This window comes from Nocardia sp. NPDC058705 (genome assembly GCF_042749305.1).
GTDB lineage: Bacteria > Actinomycetota > Actinomycetes > Mycobacteriales > Mycobacteriaceae > Nocardia.
Genome location: NZ_JBHYRN010000001.1, coordinates 381,159 through 396,993, shown reverse-complemented (window position 1 = coordinate 396,993; position 15,835 = coordinate 381,159). Strand labels below are relative to the sequence as shown.

General features: G+C 66.4%; 15 protein-coding genes. 13 read left to right on the top strand and 2 right to left on the bottom strand.

Annotated elements, in window-relative coordinates:
* The 10 genes from ACFW6D_RS01860 to ACFW6D_RS01815 all read left to right on the top strand — a co-directional run bounded on the left by ACFW6D_RS01860 (nucleotide 1) and on the right by ACFW6D_RS01815 (nucleotide 11,279).
* The gene (locus tag ACFW6D_RS01860) at nucleotides 1-1,101 is read left to right on the top strand and encodes an alcohol dehydrogenase catalytic domain-containing protein (RefSeq protein WP_379323754.1); all 1,101 of its coding nucleotides are present in this window, start codon (nucleotides 1-3) and stop codon (nucleotides 1,099-1,101) included.
* Nucleotides 1,102-1,121: 20 nt separating this feature from the next.
* Nucleotides 1,122-1,760, top strand: coding sequence for an MBL fold metallo-hydrolase (locus tag ACFW6D_RS01855; protein ID WP_379323752.1), 639 nt, complete (start codon nucleotides 1,122-1,124; stop codon nucleotides 1,758-1,760).
* 18 nt (nucleotides 1,761-1,778) lie between these two features.
* Nucleotides 1,779-2,492 (top strand): class II aldolase/adducin family protein, encoded by a 714-nt coding sequence (locus tag ACFW6D_RS01850; protein ID WP_379323750.1) that lies wholly within the window; start codon nucleotides 1,779-1,781, stop codon nucleotides 2,490-2,492.
* A complete protein-coding gene (locus ACFW6D_RS01845) occupies nucleotides 2,489-4,447 on the top strand; it encodes an acetoacetate--CoA ligase (protein ID WP_379323748.1) in 1,959 nt (652 codons plus the stop codon). Before ACFW6D_RS01850 ends, ACFW6D_RS01845 begins: the two co-directional genes overlap by 4 nt.
* A 24-nt stretch (nucleotides 4,448-4,471) precedes the next feature.
* Entirely contained in the window at nucleotides 4,472-5,671 is a 1,200-nt protein-coding gene (locus tag ACFW6D_RS01840) for a PucR family transcriptional regulator (protein ID WP_379323746.1), read from the top strand.
* A gap of 162 nt (nucleotides 5,672-5,833) precedes the next feature.
* The gene (gene lpdA, locus ACFW6D_RS01835; protein WP_379323744.1) at nucleotides 5,834-7,282 is read left to right on the top strand and encodes a dihydrolipoyl dehydrogenase; all 1,449 of its coding nucleotides are present in this window, start codon (nucleotides 5,834-5,836) and stop codon (nucleotides 7,280-7,282) included.
* Nucleotides 7,283-7,293: 11 nt separating this feature from the next.
* Nucleotides 7,294-8,400: a pyruvate dehydrogenase (acetyl-transferring) E1 component subunit alpha gene (pdhA, locus tag ACFW6D_RS01830; protein ID WP_379323742.1), complete on the top strand. Its 1,107-nt coding sequence runs from the start codon at nucleotides 7,294-7,296 to the stop codon at nucleotides 8,398-8,400.
* Nucleotides 8,401-8,420: 20 nt separating this feature from the next.
* The gene (locus ACFW6D_RS01825) at nucleotides 8,421-9,413 is read left to right on the top strand and encodes an alpha-ketoacid dehydrogenase subunit beta (protein WP_379323740.1); all 993 of its coding nucleotides are present in this window, start codon (nucleotides 8,421-8,423) and stop codon (nucleotides 9,411-9,413) included.
* Complete coding sequence (locus ACFW6D_RS01820; protein ID WP_379323738.1) at nucleotides 9,406-10,326, top strand: 2-oxo acid dehydrogenase subunit E2; 921 nt, start codon at nucleotides 9,406-9,408, stop codon at nucleotides 10,324-10,326. Before ACFW6D_RS01825 ends, ACFW6D_RS01820 begins: the two co-directional genes overlap by 8 nt.
* 56 nt (nucleotides 10,327-10,382) lie before the next feature.
* Nucleotides 10,383-11,279, top strand: a complete 897-nt coding sequence (locus tag ACFW6D_RS01815) for a PDR/VanB family oxidoreductase (protein WP_379324223.1) — start codon at nucleotides 10,383-10,385, stop codon at nucleotides 11,277-11,279.
* 120 nt (nucleotides 11,280-11,399) lie between these two features.
* Here ACFW6D_RS01815 and ACFW6D_RS01810 read toward each other — a convergent pair whose 3' ends face one another.
* A complete protein-coding gene (locus ACFW6D_RS01810) occupies nucleotides 11,400-12,596 on the bottom strand; it encodes a lipase family protein (protein WP_379323736.1) in 1,197 nt (398 codons plus the stop codon).
* A 268-nt stretch (nucleotides 12,597-12,864) separates the two neighbouring features.
* On the opposite strand from ACFW6D_RS01810, the gene ACFW6D_RS01805 reads away from it, so the two are divergent.
* Together ACFW6D_RS01805 and ACFW6D_RS01800 are read left to right on the top strand one after the other, a co-directional pair.
* Nucleotides 12,865-13,575 (top strand): TetR/AcrR family transcriptional regulator, encoded by a 711-nt coding sequence (locus ACFW6D_RS01805; RefSeq protein WP_379323734.1) that lies wholly within the window; start codon nucleotides 12,865-12,867, stop codon nucleotides 13,573-13,575.
* A 105-nt stretch (nucleotides 13,576-13,680) separates the two neighbouring features.
* On the top strand, nucleotides 13,681-14,046 hold the full coding sequence (locus tag ACFW6D_RS01800; RefSeq protein WP_379324221.1) for a VOC family protein: 366 nt from the start codon (nucleotides 13,681-13,683) through the stop codon (nucleotides 14,044-14,046).
* 28 nt (nucleotides 14,047-14,074) lie between these two features.
* Here the strand turns inward: ACFW6D_RS01800 and ACFW6D_RS01795 are convergent, their stop codons facing one another.
* Complete coding sequence (locus ACFW6D_RS01795; RefSeq protein ID WP_379323732.1) at nucleotides 14,075-14,932, bottom strand: helix-turn-helix domain-containing protein; 858 nt, start codon at nucleotides 14,930-14,932, stop codon at nucleotides 14,075-14,077.
* A gap of 87 nt (nucleotides 14,933-15,019) precedes the next feature.
* On the opposite strand from ACFW6D_RS01795, the gene ACFW6D_RS01790 reads away from it, so the two are divergent.
* A complete protein-coding gene (locus ACFW6D_RS01790) occupies nucleotides 15,020-15,778 on the top strand; it encodes an SDR family oxidoreductase (RefSeq protein ID WP_379323730.1) in 759 nt (252 codons plus the stop codon).
* Nucleotides 15,779-15,835 lie beyond the last annotated feature (57 nt).

Here is a 15,835-nt window from a genome sequence, read left to right as displayed (position 1 = left end):
ATGACCTCTATGCTCGCTGCCCGCGCTCTCGCTGGTGATCGCGGACTCGCCCTCGAACGGATTCCCGTCCCGCAAGCGGGACCCTCCGACGTCGTTGTCGCTGTCGCCGCAGCCGGACTCGCACCCGGAATGATGCACTTGCTGGCGCGGGGGGCGTTCAAACATCTGCCGACCACCTTGGGGCACGAGGCCGCAGGCACTGTCGCCGCGGTGGGATCCGCTGTCACCGCGGTCGCGGTGGGCGACCGAGTACGGGTACACCCCAATCTCAACTGTCGACACTGCGTGTACTGCCGCACCGATCGCGACATGATGTGCGCGCAGCAGGCCATGATCGGCCATGCCGCGTTCGCCGACGTGCCGATGCCGCTCTACGACGAGTACCACAACGGGGGCCTCGCGGAGTTCGTGCGGGTTCCACACTGGCTCGTCGACCCGCTGCCCGACAACGTGAGCTTCGATGTGGGTGCCAAGGTCCATGACCTGGCCAACGCGCTGCGGGCCCTGAAATGCGCTGACCTGCCGATGGGCGCCACTGTGGTAGTCACGGCGGCGACCGGAACCATGGGCACCGCCACGATCAAACTTGCCGAGCACCTGGGCATTTCGCGACTGATCCTCGTCGGTCGCAGCGCGCAACGGGTCAGCGAGGTGCGCGGGCTCGCCGGCGACGTGCCGACCGAAACGGTCGCGCTGGAGGAACTCGACGCGGATTGGGCCGAGACCGGCCAACTGACCCGTCGGCTACGCGAACTCGCACCCCGCGGAGCCGACGCGGTCATCGACTACATTCCCGCCGGACCCGCGACCGGACAGGCCATGCTCGCCATGGCCACCGGCGCCAGTCTGGTGCATATGGGCGCCAATCCCGCCCCGCTGCCGTTGAGCCCAGCCGCGATGATGATCAACTGCTGGAAATTCGTCGGCACCCGTGCCTGCACCCGCAACGACGCACAGCAGGTGCTGTCACTGCTCGCCGCCGGGCGCCTGGCCGCTGACGAGTTGATCACCGACCGATTCGCCCTGTCGGAAACACTCACCGCGATCGAGGCGATGCAACGCCGCAATCACTCGATGTGGATGACCGTCGTCAATCCATGACCAGCCAGCTTGGAGCTCCTGTGAACATCACCCACTACGGCCACGCCTGCGTCCTGATCGAGATCGGCGAGCGCCGCGTCCTCATCGACCCCGGCACCTATTCGAACGGATTCGAAGAACTGCGCGATCTGGACCTGGTCCTGATCACCCACGCGCACCCCGACCACTTCGACATCGCGCGGACCACAGCCCTGCTGGATCGAAATCCGCAGGCGCGCGTCGTTGTCGGCGCGGACGCTGCCGAGGCGCTCGACGGCTACGCGGCTGTTCGCGTGGTCGCCGAACCCGGACAGACCTTGACTGTCGGCGGTGTCGAACTCCAGGTGACCGGTGGCGAGCACGCCTGCATCCACCCGGACCTACCGACTTCACGCAACAACGGCTATCTCATCGCGGGTTCGGTCTTCCATCCCGGCGATGCGTTCGATCTGCCGCCCGCGGCGGTGGACACGTTGTTCGTGCCCGCCGGTGGCCCGTGGATGAAACTGCAAGAAAGTATCGACTTCCTCCGGGCGGTCGCGCCGCGGGTAGCCGTTCCCATCCACCAAGCGGGACTGGCTCTCGCCCACCAGAACATGCACCACCACCTGCTGGCAACGCTGGCCCCGGTCGATACCGAGGTCGTCGTCCTCGAGCCCGCGGCACCCCGCGCCCTGTAGAAACCGTCAGGAGATTTCGTGACCCACCCTCGAACACACGTCGTGCAGGCGAGTCGTGTTCTCGCCGTTGCCGGTCTCGGCGACATGGTCTGGGGGCACGCGTCGATGCGTGACCCCGACGGTCGCGGTGTGTGGATGAAAGCCTCCGGGTGGGGATTCGAGGAAATCGACGAAGAAAAGGTCGTCCTCGTCTCACCCGAGGGCACCGTTCTCGACGGAACAGGCAGACGCCACCTCGAATACCCCATCCACACCGCGATCATGGCGGCCCGACCCGACGTCGGCAGCGTCGTACACACCCACGCACCGGCACTGTCGGCTTTCGCCTCACTGAACTGCGAAATCCGTCCGATCTCCCACGACGGGGTGCTGTTCGCCTACTCGCGGCTGCCGCGTTTCACCGACACCGGTGCCCTGATCGACACTCCCGCCCTTGGCACCGCGTTGGCCACTGCCCTCGGTGACGCTCATGCGGTCCTCATCCCGAACCACGGCGCGGTCACCGTCGGCCCCGACGCGGCAACCGCCGTCATGTATTCCGTCCTGCTCGAACGGGCGTGCCGCACCCAGCTCATGACCCTGTCAGCGGGCGGGCCGAAGACCTGGTCCAGCGAGTCCGAGACCCAATTCAAGCGCGACCAGGTCTGGAACCCCACACAAATCCAGTCCGGCTACGACTATCTGCTCCGCAGCGCCGAACGTGCCTCCGAGACCGGCGCGAGCCCACGATGACCGCCGGCCACCCAGTGCCGCAGTGGATCCCCACGCCGGAGGACATCGCGCAGACCCAGCTCACCGCGTTCACCGACTTCGCCACGAGCCGTACCGGAATCGCCTTCGCCGATTACGCGGCGTTGTGGCGCTGGTCGATAGACGACGTGCCCGAATTCTGGCGCACCGTGTGGGACTGGTTCGAGCTCGGGGAAGTGTCAGGGGCTGTGCTGACCGAGCACCCCATGCCCGACGCACGCTGGTTCCCCGGAACCAGGCTCAATTATGTCGACCAGGTGGTGCGCCACGCTCGCACGGACCGGGCCGCGATCCTGGTGCCCGCCGAAGACGGCTCCCTTCGTGAGATCAGCTGGGACGAACTGCTCACCCGCACCGCCACACTGGCCCGATCATTACGGTCGATCGGTGTCGGACCCGGTGATCGGGTGGTCGGGTACCTGCCGAACATCCCCGAAGCGGTGATCGCGTTCCTGGCTACCGCGAGTCTCGGCGCGACCTGGAGCGCATGCGGACAGGACTACTCGGCGCACGCGGCACTGGACCGACTCGGTCAACTCGAGCCGCTGGTGCTGATCACCTGCGATGGATACCGCTACGGCGGCAAGATCCACGACAAACGCGGCGACATCGCCACGCTGCGCGACGGAATTCCCAGCTTGCGCGCGACGATCTGCGTAACCCACGCGGGGTCCATCGTTGCGGAGTCGCTGAGCTGGGACGACGTCGCCGAATACGAAACCGGCGCCGCCGGGATCGACACGCTCGCAGTCGCTTTCGACCACCCGCTGTGGGTGCTCTACTCCTCGGGCACCACCGGCACCCCGAAGGGAATCGTGCACGGCCACGGCGGTGTGTTGCTCGAACATCTGAAAGCGCTTGCCCTGCAATCCGATATCGGTGCCGACGATACGTTCTTCTGGTTCACCAGTCCGTCCTGGATGATGTGGAACTATCAGGTGGCCGGTCTGCTCGTCGGAGCGACCATTGTCTGCTACGACGGCAGCCCCGGCTATCCGCTACCAGATGCGCTGTGGGACTTGGCCGCCCGGACCAGAACAACAGTGCTGGGGACCAGCCCCGCCTATCTGCTGGCGTGCGCGAAGGCCGGAGTCGAACCGCGTCGAGACCACGACCTGACACCGCTGCGCACAGTAGGTGTCACCGGCGCCGCGCTACCGGCTTCGACATCGCTGTGGATTCGCGACAACGTCGGTCGACAGGTCGCCGTGTCCTCGATCAGCGGCGGCACCGACGTCGTGACGGCCTTCGCCGGCGGTGTGCGCACCGTGCCCGTATGGCCGGGTGAGCTGTCGGCCCCGTATCTGGGTGTCGCACTCGACTCGTGGGACGAGCAGGGACAACCCGTCCGCGGCGGGGTCGGCGAACTGGTCCTCACCCAGCCGATGCCGTCCATGCCGGTGATGTTCTGGAACGATCCCGGCGGTGATCGCTACCGCGAGGCCTATTTCGACACCTACCCCGGCATGTGGCGCCACGGCGACTGGATCACTCTTACCGAGCACGGCAGCGTGATCGTGCACGGCCGATCCGACTCCACCCTCAACCGGCACGGCATTCGGATGGGCAGTGCCGACATCTATCACGCGGTCGACGCCCTGCCGGAAATCGAGGACACCCTGGTCCTGGGCATCGAGCAACCCGACGGCGGATACTGGATGCCGATGTTCGTCGTCCTCACCGCAGGCACCGAACTGACCGAGTCGCTGCGTCGCCGGATCAACCAGACCATCCGCGACAAACTCTCCCCCCGCCATGTTCCCGACGACATCATCGTCGCGCCGGGGATCCCGCACACCAAGACCGGCAAGAAGCTCGAAGTCCCGCTCAAGAGGATTCTTCAGGGCAGCGATCCCAGCGATGTCGTTTCCCGCACCGCAGTCGACGACCCGCAACTGATCGACTGGTTCGCCACCGCGCGCAGCCCACAACAATGACCTCGACCCGTAGCCTCTAGCGATATGGCGGCGAGAACCGAACACTCCATGGCCTCGGTAGGTACGAGGCAGTTGGTGGCGGCGTGCCGAACCGAGATTCCGGTGCTGACGAAGAAGTTGATCGCCGCGATCTTCACCGATATCCCGGAGTGGACGGACTACTCGCCGGTCAGCCGGGATGACCTGTACGACGCGTGTTGCCGCTATCTGACCAGGGTGCTCGATCTTGTCGCAGGCGCGGTGACCGGACCGGATCGCGACGATGTCGCTGCTGCCATCGGCCGCAATCGCGCGGCGCAGGGTGTGCCACTCGAGGTCATGTTGCGGACGTTCCGGCTCGGCGGTCAGATCGTGTGGGAGGCACTGCTGGACAAGGCGGGTGAGCTCGCGCCCGGCGAGTTCCGCAAGATCGGGGCGGCCACCTGGTCGGCGATCGACGGGATGTCGTCTGCGCTGGTCACCTCCTATCGCGGCACCGAGTTGGAACAGGTCCGTCGCGACGAGCGCCGTCGACACGGCACGATCGAGGATCTGCTGGCGGGCAGTGCTCGCGACACGACGTTCGCCGCGCGGGCGGCACGTGAGCTGAACCTGCCTACGCACGGTGGGTACCTGGTGGTCGCGGTGCGCGGCGACCGCCCACACGTCGAGATCGGTACCGAAGCAGCGCTGGCGGCCCTGGGTATCCGGTCGGTCTGGCACGACCGTGTCGAGACCATCGTGGGGCTGGTCTCGCTCGAGCAGCGGGACGGTACCGCTGTGCTGGAGCGGGTACGTGATCGCATCCGGGGTCGGGCAGCGGCGTCACCCGTCGTCCAGGGCTTGGCGCAGATCGGGACCGGCCATGCGCTGGCGATGCTCGCCCTGGAGACCTTGCCCTCGGCAGCTCCGGGTCTGGTGTTGTTGGAAGAGCGCTACCCCGAAGCCCTGCTACTGCGCTCGCCGGACCTGACCGACCTCATGGTCACCCGCACCCTCGGCCCGGTACTGGAATTGCCGACGAAGGAACACGAGATCCTGCTGCGCACGCTGGCGATCTGGCTGGCGGAGAACTGCTCGGCGGCGAACGCCGCGCCGCGCCTGCACTGCCACCGCAACACCGTGATCAACCGGCTCCAGCGCATCTCCGCCCTGTTGGGCAGGCGTCTGGATGGGCAGCGTGCCCATCTGGAACTGTCCCTCGCTTTGGCCGCCCTCGAGATGGGCGTGAACCGGCCCGGGTGACCCGGTGGCGCGCGGCGCGAGATTGGGCGCTGAGCTCATTTTCGAGGCCCGAACTCTGGGCTGCCGGTTGGTTGTTTGTGCATTTGTGGACAGCCAGACTCGACAGACGACCCGAGCCACGACCGTGGAGGGGTTGATCGTTCGAGCTGAGGAGCACCACGAGTGCTGGAATTCGATCTATTGGTGATCGGTGGTGGACCGGGCGGATATGTCGCGGCCATCCGCGCCGCGCAACACGGTCTGCAGGTCTGCATGGTGGAAAAGGAGCGGCCCGGCGGTGTATGCCTGAACTGGGGTTGTATCCCCACCAAGGCGATGCTCCGTTCGGCCGAGGTATTCGAGACTGTCACCAACGCAGCGGAATTCGGAATTCACGCCGACAATGTGCGCTACGACTTCGCCATGGTGCGCCAACGCAAAGACAGCATTGTCACAGAGCTGACCGACGGTGTCGCGGGCCTGCTGAAGGCCAACGGCGTCACCCTGATCGAGGGTCACGCCCGGTTCGTCGAGCCGAGCGTCGTCGAGGTCCACGAGGTCGGCGCCTCACCGATCTTCGACGGCGGCCCCCGCTACGCCGCGGCCGCGGGAACGGCGATTCGCCGGGTGAGCGCGCGCGATGTGATCGTCGCGACCGGTTCGGTGCCCGCGCGGCTGCCGATCCCGGGCGCGGAACTGCCCGGCGTCGTCACCTCCGACGGCGCGTTCGGGTTGACCGAGGTACCGCGACGGCTGGTGGTCATCGGCGGCAGCGCGGTCGGCGCGGAATGGGCCAGCCTGTTCGCGACGTTCGGCAGCCAGGTCACGGTCGTGGAGATGCAGGACCGCCTGGTTCCGTTGGAGGACAACGAGATCGGTGACGCACTCGGCCGATCGTTCCGCAAGCGTGGCATCACCGTCCTGACCGGTGCCAAGGTCACCGCGATCGCCGAGGGTGACGCGCTGCGGGTGTCGGTCGGCGGCCCGGCGGCACAGGAACTCGACGCCGATGTCGTACTCGTCGGTGTCGGGCGAGGGCCCAACACCGCTGAACTCGGCCTAGATGTGGCCGGAATCGCCACGGACGCAGGCGGTTTCATCGAGGTAGACGATCGACTGCGGACCAGTGTCGACCACGTGTACGCCATCGGCGACGTGACCGGCCGGGCCCTGCTCGCCCACGTCGCCTCCCACCAGGGCGTCACCGCGGCCGAGGTGATCGCCGGCCACGACACCCACATCGACTACACGGTCATCCCCGCCGCGACGTTCACCCACCCGGAGATCGCGAGCGTCGGGCTCACCGAAGCAGCCGCCCGCGCTGCCGGGCACGAGGTGATCACCACGAAGTTCCCGTTCGCGGCACTCGGCAGGGCCAAGACCTTCGGCGATACCGAGGGGTTCATCAAAATTGTGGCGGGGCAAGCACATCAGGAAATTCTCGGCGTGCACATCATCGGCCCGTCCGCGAGTGATCTGATCGCCGAGGGCGCGCTGGCGATCTCGCTGGAGGCCACGCTCGACGAGTTGGCCGACACCATCCACGCCCACCCCACTCTCGGCGAAATCGGTATGGAGGCGGCCATGGCCGGCCTCGGACTGCCGGTACACATCGCGCCACGCAAGCGTTGAGGAGCCCGACCATGACCACGACCACCGCGCGAAGCAAGTCCACCCGCAAGCCGGCGAAGTCCGCGCCCGTACCGACAGCGGAAACCTCCATCGAATCCGCTGTCGCGGTGGAGGATCCGGACAGCCTGCGCGATCTCTACCGCGACATGCTGTTCATCCGGCGCTTCGAAGAGCGCACCGCCCAGAGCTACCAGCAGGCCAAGATCGGCGGCTACTGCCATCTCAACCTCGGCGAGGAAGCCACGGTCGTCGGCCTCGGCGCCGCGATGCGCCCCACCGACTACCTGTTCACCAACTATCGCGAACACGGATACGCACTGGCAAAGGGTATCGAACCGGGTCGAGTGATGGCCGAGCTCTACGGCCGCTCCACCGGCACCTCGAAGGGGTGGGGCGGCTCGATGCACATGTACGACACCGCGACCCGTCTGCTGGGCGGTTACGCCATCGTGGGTGGGCAGGTTCCGCTCGCCATCGGCGCCGCGCTGGCCATCGACTACACCGACGGCGACGACGTCGTGGTGTGCCAGATGGGGGAGGGCACCACCAATATCGGCGCCTTCCACGAGTCGCTCAACATCGCGGCACTGTGGCGGCTGCCGGTGGTGTTCCTGGTGATCAACAACCAGACCGGCATGGGCACGACGGTCGAGAAATCCTCGGCCGAACCGGATCTGTGGAAACGCGCCGCCGCCTATCGCATGCGCGGCGAACGGGTGGACGGCACCGACGTGCTGGCCGTGCGCGACCTGGCGAGCGAGCTCATCGAAGGCGCCCGCCGCGACGGCGAACCCGCACTGCTGGAAGCGGTGAGCTACCGGCTCAAGGGCCACTCGGTGGTCGATCCGGCCAAGTACCGCAGCACCGAAACAGTGGCCACGGTCCGCGAGCACGATCCGATCGTGCTGTGGCAGCAGCGTTTGCTCGCCGCCGGGGTGCTGACCGACCAGGCGCTGGCCGAGCTCGACCGCGAGGTGGCCGACGGCGTCGCCGCCGCTGTGGCGTTCGCCGACGCGAGCCCACATCCGGAGCCGTCGAGCCTGTTCGACTACACCTACGCCACCCCCGTGCCGGGCGATTCCCGCCGTCTGCCCGCCGATCCGCTCTTCACCCACTGAGGACTCCCACTGTGCCTGTCATGACCTACCGCGAAGCGCTGCGCGAAACCCTGCGTGAAGAGATGCGACGCGACGACAATGTCTTTCTGATCGGTGAGGAGATCGGCGTCTTCGAAGGCTCCTACAAGATTACCGCCGGGCTGCTCGAGGAGTTCGGCGAGAAGCGGGTGCGCGACACCCCCATCGCCGAGGAGGGTTTCGTCGGCGCGGCGATCGGTGCTGCGATGCTCGGATTGCGCCCGGTCGTGGAGATCATGACGATCAACTTCTCGCTGCTGGCACTGGACCAGATCGTCAACCACGCCGCGAAGATCTACGGCATGTTCGGCGGCCAGACCAGCGTGCCCATGGTGATCCGGACTCCCGGTGGCGGCGGCCAGCAACTCGGGGCGACGCATTCGCAGAACATCGAGTTGTACTACGCCTTCGTGCCCGGTCTGAAGGTCGTGGCACCGAGCACTCCCGCCGATGCGCGGGCCTTGCTCAGGGCGGCGATCGAGGACGACGACCCGGTGTTGTTCTTGGAGAATCTCTCGCTCTACAACACCAAAGGTGAAGTGCCCAAGGATCTTCCGCCCATCCAGATCGGCAAAGCCGCGGTCACCCGCGCGGGTACCGACATCACGCTGATCGGCTACTCCCGCATGGCCACTGTCGCCAGCGAGGTGGCTGAACGCTTTGCAGGCGAAGGTGTTTCGGTCGAGGTGATCGACTTGCGTAGCCTGCGCCCCTTGGATCGCGACACCATCGTGGCCTCCGTCCGCAAGACCGGGTGCGCGGTCATCGGCGAGGACGACTGGCTCACCTACGGCATCGGGGCGGAAATCGCGGCATCGATCTCCGATGGCGCCTTCGACTATCTCGACGCCCCCGTTCGCCGCGTCGCGATGGCGGAGGTTCCGCTGCCGTATGCCAAGCCGCTGGAGAAGCTGGCGTTGCCGTCGGCGGAATCGCTCTACACCGCGGTGAAGGAAACTCTCGCCGCCGTCGGTAAGGAAATCAGCAATGCCTGACATCGTCATGCCCCGGCTCTCCGACACCATGGAAGACGGCGTCGTCTCCGTCTGGCTCAAGAAGGTCGGTGACCAGATCACCCGCGGCGAGATCGTCGCCGAAATCGAGACCGACAAAGCACTGATGGAGCTCGAAGCGTACGAGGACGGGATCCTCGAGTCGATCCTCGCCGAGCCGGGGGTTCGCGTCGCGATCGGTGAACCGATCGCGACGGTTGGTGATGGCACCGGATCGGTTGCGGCACCGGCGGATTCGACGAGTGCTGCGCCGACGCCCACGGTTGTCGCGTCGGCAGTCGTCGTCGCGACTGCCCCGGCCGCTGCGCCACTGCCCGGTTCGCGCACCGGCTTGCGCCGGACCGGGGTGGTCAAGTCCTCGCCACTGGCCCGCAAGATCGCACGCGAATTGCAGGTCGATATCGGCGCTGTCGTCGGTACCGGTCCCGATGGACGGATCACCAAACGCGATGTGGAGGCGGCTCACAGCGCCGAGCCTGCTGTATCCGCCGACATCGCGACGCCGTCACGTGACACGAGTGTGCCTGCTGTGCGCCAGGTCTCGTCATCCGGAGAATACGAGGAAGTCGCGCTGACGAACATCCAGCGCCTCTCGGCAACTCGACTCACCGAGAGCATGCAGCAGGCACCCCACTTCTATGTCACCAGCGCGATCGACGTAACCGATTTGTTCGCCTTCCGGGCACAGATCAACGCGACGCTGGACCTCGGCAAGGTCAGTGTGAACGACCTGCTCGTCAAGGCGGTCGCCGTCGCCTTGCGCAAGGACGGTTCGATCAACGTCAGCTTCGCGGGCGACAAACTGTTGCGGCACAAGCAGACGCGGGCAGCGCGATCGAGTACGGCTTCGTCCGCACCTTCGACTGACCGAGAGGATCAGGAAGCGACCTCATGACACAAGGCACCCAGATCGACCTCGTCGTCTCCGCCCGCGACATCGTGGCGGACGAGGTGGTCGTCTTGTCCCTGACCGACCCGACCGGCCGGCTTCCGGCGTGGGAACCCGGGGCGCATATCAGCCTGTCGCTGTCCAATGGCCTGGTCCGCCAGTATTCCTTGTGCGGCGACCCCGGCGATACGACGACCTGGAAGATCGGCGTACTGCGCCAACCCGACGGACGCGGCGGATCACAGTACGTCCACGAGGCGCTCGTGCCGGGCACACGAGTCACCGCCCACGGACCCAGCAACCACTTCGCCCTCGTCGAAGCGCAGGACTACCTGTTCATCGCGGGTGGCATCGGGATCACTCCGCTGCTGCCGATGATCGCTGCCGCGCACCGCGCGGGCGCGAACTGGCAACTGCACTACGGTGGCCGCAACCGCTCATCCATGGCGTTCGCCGACCAGCTCACCCAGCAGCACGGATCGAACGTACAGCTATATCCGCAAGACGAGCTGGGCCTTCTCGACATCCCCCAACTGCTCGGCACAGCACAGCGCAACACCCAAATCTATTGCTGCGGACCAGAAGCCATGCTTGACGCCATCGCAGAGCACCACGCTCGGCTGGGCGTGGGCACCGTCCACCTCGAACGCTTCACCCCCCTTGCCGGACAGGCAGGTGACGCCGACGGCACCGCCTTCGACGTCATCTGCGCCGCCAGCAACCAGACCCTGCGAATCCCGCCCGATCAATCGATCCTGCAGGTCGCACAAGCCGCCGGCATCGACGTGTTCTACTCGTGCGAAGAGGGCATCTGCGGCACCTGCGAAACAAAGATCCTGGCCGGGCAGGCCGACCACCGCGACGCGATACTCTCCGTGGCCGAACAAGAGCGCAACGAGACGATGATGATCTGCGTCTCGCGCAGTCGCGATCGCTGCACGCTGAGACTGGATTTGTAAGGCTGTCCCAGAGTCGGTCCGATCGCCCGAGTCGGAAAGTCTGGCTGGTCGAACGGTGCCGACGTCTCGGTTATCGCTTTCTGCTCCCACTGCCCGGGCCGAATTCGTCGTCGGTGTGACTCAGCCGCACGGTGGCGGCGTCGCGTCGGCGAATCGGTCGCCGAGGAAGTCGAATGCCGGGGGGAGGTGGGCCAGGTCCGGTAGCCCATGACCCGGGATGGTCAAACGGGCGTAGGTCACCTGGCCGCCTGCCTGGCACCAGGAATGCACGAGGCGGTCGGTGGACTCGATCGGCAGGATGTCGTCGAGGGCCGACTGCCAGTAGTAGGTCGGCGTCCGCGGCGGCATGGACGGTTGCTGGCCGAGGTCTTGCGTTACTGCCTGAACCCTGGGGCTGTGGAAGATATTCGGTACCGCGGTGTAGTCGTTGATATTCGCGAAGGGGTACTTGATCATGAAATCGGTCAAGCAGTAGTTGGCTGTTTCGGCGAGCATGTGTTTGCCGCGATCGTTGAGTAGGGCGGGGATGTCGGCCTCGGGGGCGATGCGATGGATCGCGGCGATTCCGAGTAGGCCGATTCCGGCGTAGACCGTGCCGCTCACGTGATCGAACTCGTCGTTGAGTTGTACCGGCATACCGCCGACCGCGATGCCGGCCAGCTCCAATTCCGGCGCGTAGCGGGGGAGTTCCTGCTCTGCCCACAGCGACACCATGGCGCCACCGGAGTATCCGAGCAAGGCGACCGGTGAATCCGACAGCCCTGCTGGTGCGAACGTCTTGGCGGCGCGTACGCCGTCGAGAATGGCGTGGGCCGCCTGGGTCTTGTCTAGGAACCGTGCCTGCGGACCTTGAACGTCGGGGTAAGCCACAGCCCAGTTGCGTTGCAGCGCCATCACTGCCAGCGCCGACTCGATGGTGCTCGGGTTGAATCCACTGACCAGGTCGCGCTCGAGAGTGTAGGACGGGGCGCAGTGGCTGCCGAGGCTGTCTTCGGCCACTTGCCAACTGACCAAGGGGCGTGCGCCGGGGCCAGTCCACGGGGTGTCGGGTTCGATGATCGTCGTCTTACCGGTGGTTGGCCGATTGTTCCCGTCCTGCGAGGTGAATGACAGCTGCCAGGCCTTGGCGGGCACAGGCAAGCCGAACGGGGTGATCTGGTGCGCGGCGATGATCGTGCCGTCGGCCGGGTTCGGTTGTGCGGCAGTCGATCCCGACGCCGCAGCGGTGAGGGTGAGTGCGGCCAGCGCAACGGCCGATAGTCGGGTACGCCACGTGCGGACGGCAGATGAGGGCAAGGAGAGGGGGTTCTGAGACATGTGACGATCCTCGAGATGGGAGGTTTCGACGGATTCGGTACTCGGTGAAATTATGACCCAACTGGTTCACTTCGAGCCGGTTCGTTCGGGGATTTGTGTCGGCTACCTGACTGATGGCGATTCGGTCGTACCCGATCCCCAGCGTGTCGATGTCAGCCGAAAGTACGTGTGAGCCATGGGCATCCAACGCGCGCAGCCGTGGTTTGCCGCGATCAGCGGGAGCCGGCACCGAACGTTCAGAGCAGCCCGAACCTCCTAAGCTGGGCGCATGGCACGTATCTCCACTTCCGAATCAGCGCGTGCGACTGCCCCTGACTCGGTGGGGGTCGCCGGAATCCAGCGGCCGACAAGGTCGCGGCGTGGCGAAGCTCGACGTCGGGACCTGCTCGAGCGGGTGACCGACGACTTGGTCGCCAACGGTCTGGTGGACTTCTCGCTGCGCCGCGCCGCGCGCGCGGCGGATACCACCCACAAGGTATTGCTCTATCACTTCACCACCGTCGAGAACCTGTTGGAGCAGGCCATGGTTCAGGTGCGGGCCAGGCGAATCGAGATGAGTCTGGCGGCATCGGCTGATGTGAGCGCTACGTTCGCAGATCGAATCATGGCGCTGTGGCCGTCGCTCTGGAGCGCCGAGGCACGAGTACTGCACCAGGCGACCGGCCTGGCCATCTACGACCCGGGCCGCTATGCCCGCTTGACCCGCGACGGCACCCGCGAATATCTGGTCGCCCTGCGCTCACTGTGTCCCGATCACTGGTCCGAGCAGCAACAATCGGATGTCTCGCACATGGTGTTGGCCGCCGTGCGCGGGCTGATCGTGGAGCAGCTGACCAGCAACGGCGACCTGACCGGGGTCGAGGCCGGACTCCGCGGGTTGCGGCGAGCGCTCGAGCGTGAGGAAAGCGATGGCCCTGCCCGTGTGTGTGCGTCGAAAGCGCCGGTCACAGCCACCCGTTGCCCTGAGGCGGAGGGGTAAAACCGCTACTTCAGCGGTGGTTGTAGCGAGTACGGTGTGGCAGCGGGCCGGTGATCGCGTGCCGCGGCGGCAAGCGGACACCGACGCGCGGATACGAAGGAGCCAATAGTGCCAGGTGCTGAACTGCGAGGGGTGACGCTGGACTGTGCCGACCCGCAGGCGCTGGCGGGCTTCTACGGTGCATTGACCGGGATGCGCGAGCTCTTCAGTACGGGCGAGTTCGTCGCTCTGACGGACGGCTCCGGCTGTGATCTGGGATTCCAGCGGGTTGACGGATACCGGGCTCCGCAGTGGCCGGGTCAGGACGTGCCACAACAGTTCCACCTGGATTTTCGCGCTGACGACCTCGATGCGGTGGAACAGTTGGCGCTGGAACTCGGCGCGGCCAAGCCGGACCATCAGCCCGGTGACGGACGCTGGCGGGTACTCCTGGATCCCGCTGGCCACCCCTTCTGCCTGATGTCTTCCTGACATCGCCGGCCGTTGTTTTCTGCCACTGTCACCGCAGGTCGGTGAACTCCTGGGTGCCGACCACGGTGAGCAGGTCCAGTTTGTTCGCGCTGTCGGTGCCGATGGCGGGGGTGAACCAGAGCAGTCGTTGTCGGCCGTCTTCGCTGAACAGGTTGAGGCAGTTGACTTCGATCAGGCCGAGAGTCGGGTGGTTGATCCGTTTGCGGTCGTCTCGGCGGAAGGCCACATCGTGGGCGGCCCAGATCGCCGCGAATTCGGCCGAGCTGCTCAGGAGCTGGGAGATGAGCGATGCTGCGTCGGTATCCGCTGTGGAGCGGCGGCCCGCGGCGGCCCGCAGATCGGCGACGAACGCCCGGGACTGGGTTTCGTGGTCGGCCTCGGGGTAGAGCCGCCGGGCTCGCGGGTCGGTGAACCACCGGTACAGAAAGCTCGCCTCCATGCCCTGCCGACCGGAATGATCGCCGAGCAGCGCGACGGCCAGCGCATTCTGGACCAGTGTGACGTGCAGGTCGGTGATCACCAGTGCGGGCGTCGCGACCAGCCGGGTGAGCAGGTCGAGCATCCCTGGATGGACGTGCGAACTCGCGGTTCCGTCGCGCGGCACCGGGCGATCGGCGAGGTGATAGATGTGGTCACGCTCGTCGGCGGTCAGCCGCAACGCGCGCGCCAGTGCCGCCAGCATCTGCTCCGACGGCTGCGACCCGGCACCGCGCTCGAGCTCGTTGTAGTAGTCGACCGATGCCCCGGCGAGTTGGGCCACCTCGTCGCGCCGGAGTCCGCGCACGCGCCGTCGGGGCCCGGACACGAATCCGACCTCTTCGGGCCGGATACGCTCGCGCCGTGACCGCAGGAATGTGCCCAGTTCGGCGTACTTCGCGACGCTCATGACATCCAGTCTGCCGGACGTCGGTCCCGCGACACAGGGGATGACATCCCCTCGTCCCCGCAGCCCGCGCCGCCGATAGTGGAGTACATGACATCCACCGACACCACATCAGGAAAGTCCGGACGGGTTGCCGTCGTCACGGGAGGTTCACGGGGCATCGGGCGGGCGATCTCGCTCGAGCTCGCAGCCCGTGGAAACACCGTTGTCGTCAACTACACCGACAACGCCGCCGCCGCCGAGGAAACGGTGGCCACCATCGCCGCGGCGGGTGGCACCGCCACCGCGGTCAAGGCCGACGTCGCCGACGAGGACGCCGTTTCCGCGCTGTTCGACCGTGCCGCAGCCGAGTTCGGCGGTGTCGACGTCGTCGTCAACTCCGCGGGCCGCCTCGCCCTGTCCACCATCGCCGACCTCGATCTGACGGTTCTCGACGCGCTCCACCGCGTCAACATCCGCGGCACCTTCGTCGTTGCCAAGCAGGCCGCACGACGGCTGCGTGGCGGTGGCTCGTTCGTGAGCATGTCGACGTCGGTGGTCGGCACCCAGCTCCCTACCTACGGTGCCTATGCCGCCAGCAAAGGTGCCGTGGAGGCGATCACGCTGATCCTGGCCAGGGAACTGCGTGGCCGCGATATCACCGTCAACGCCGTGGCTCCCGGCCCGACCGCCACCGCACTGTTCCTGGACGGCAAGAGCGAGGATCAGATCGCGACGCTGGCCAAGAATCCGCCGCTCGAGCGCCTCGGGACTCCTGAGGACATCGCCCGCGTGGTCGCTTTCCTCACCGGTCCCGAGGGGCACTGGATCAACGGCCAGATCCTGCGCGCGAACGGCGGCATGATCTGACGTCCACCCGACCCTGGCCGCCCAGGCCAGCAGCCCATCGGCACTTCTCGTGGGCTG

Bases quoted from the DNA above. Each gene is read 5' to 3' on its own strand.
- ACFW6D_RS01860 (WP_379323754.1), top strand. From the start codon at position 1: ATGACCTCTATGCTCGCTGCCCGCGCTCTCGCTGGTGATCGCGGACTC.
- ACFW6D_RS01845 (WP_379323748.1), top strand. From the start codon at position 2,489: ATGACCGCCGGCCACCCAGTGCCGCAGTGGATCCCCACGCCGGAGGAC.
- ACFW6D_RS01840 (WP_379323746.1), top strand. From the start codon at position 4,472: ATGGCGGCGAGAACCGAACACTCCATGGCCTCGGTAGGTACGAGGCAG.
- pdhA (WP_379323742.1), top strand. From the start codon at position 7,294: ATGACCACGACCACCGCGCGAAGCAAGTCCACCCGCAAGCCGGCGAAG.
- ACFW6D_RS01825 (WP_379323740.1), top strand. From the start codon at position 8,421: ATGACCTACCGCGAAGCGCTGCGCGAAACCCTGCGTGAAGAGATGCGA.
- ACFW6D_RS01820 (WP_379323738.1), top strand. From the start codon at position 9,406: ATGCCTGACATCGTCATGCCCCGGCTCTCCGACACCATGGAAGACGGC.
- ACFW6D_RS01810 (WP_379323736.1), bottom strand. From the start codon at position 12,596: ATGTCTCAGAACCCCCTCTCCTTGCCCTCATCTGCCGTCCGCACGTGG.
- ACFW6D_RS01805 (WP_379323734.1), top strand. From the start codon at position 12,865: ATGGCACGTATCTCCACTTCCGAATCAGCGCGTGCGACTGCCCCTGAC.
- ACFW6D_RS01795 (WP_379323732.1), bottom strand. From the start codon at position 14,932: ATGAGCGTCGCGAAGTACGCCGAACTGGGCACATTCCTGCGGTCACGG.
- ACFW6D_RS01790 (WP_379323730.1), top strand. From the start codon at position 15,020: ATGACATCCACCGACACCACATCAGGAAAGTCCGGACGGGTTGCCGTC.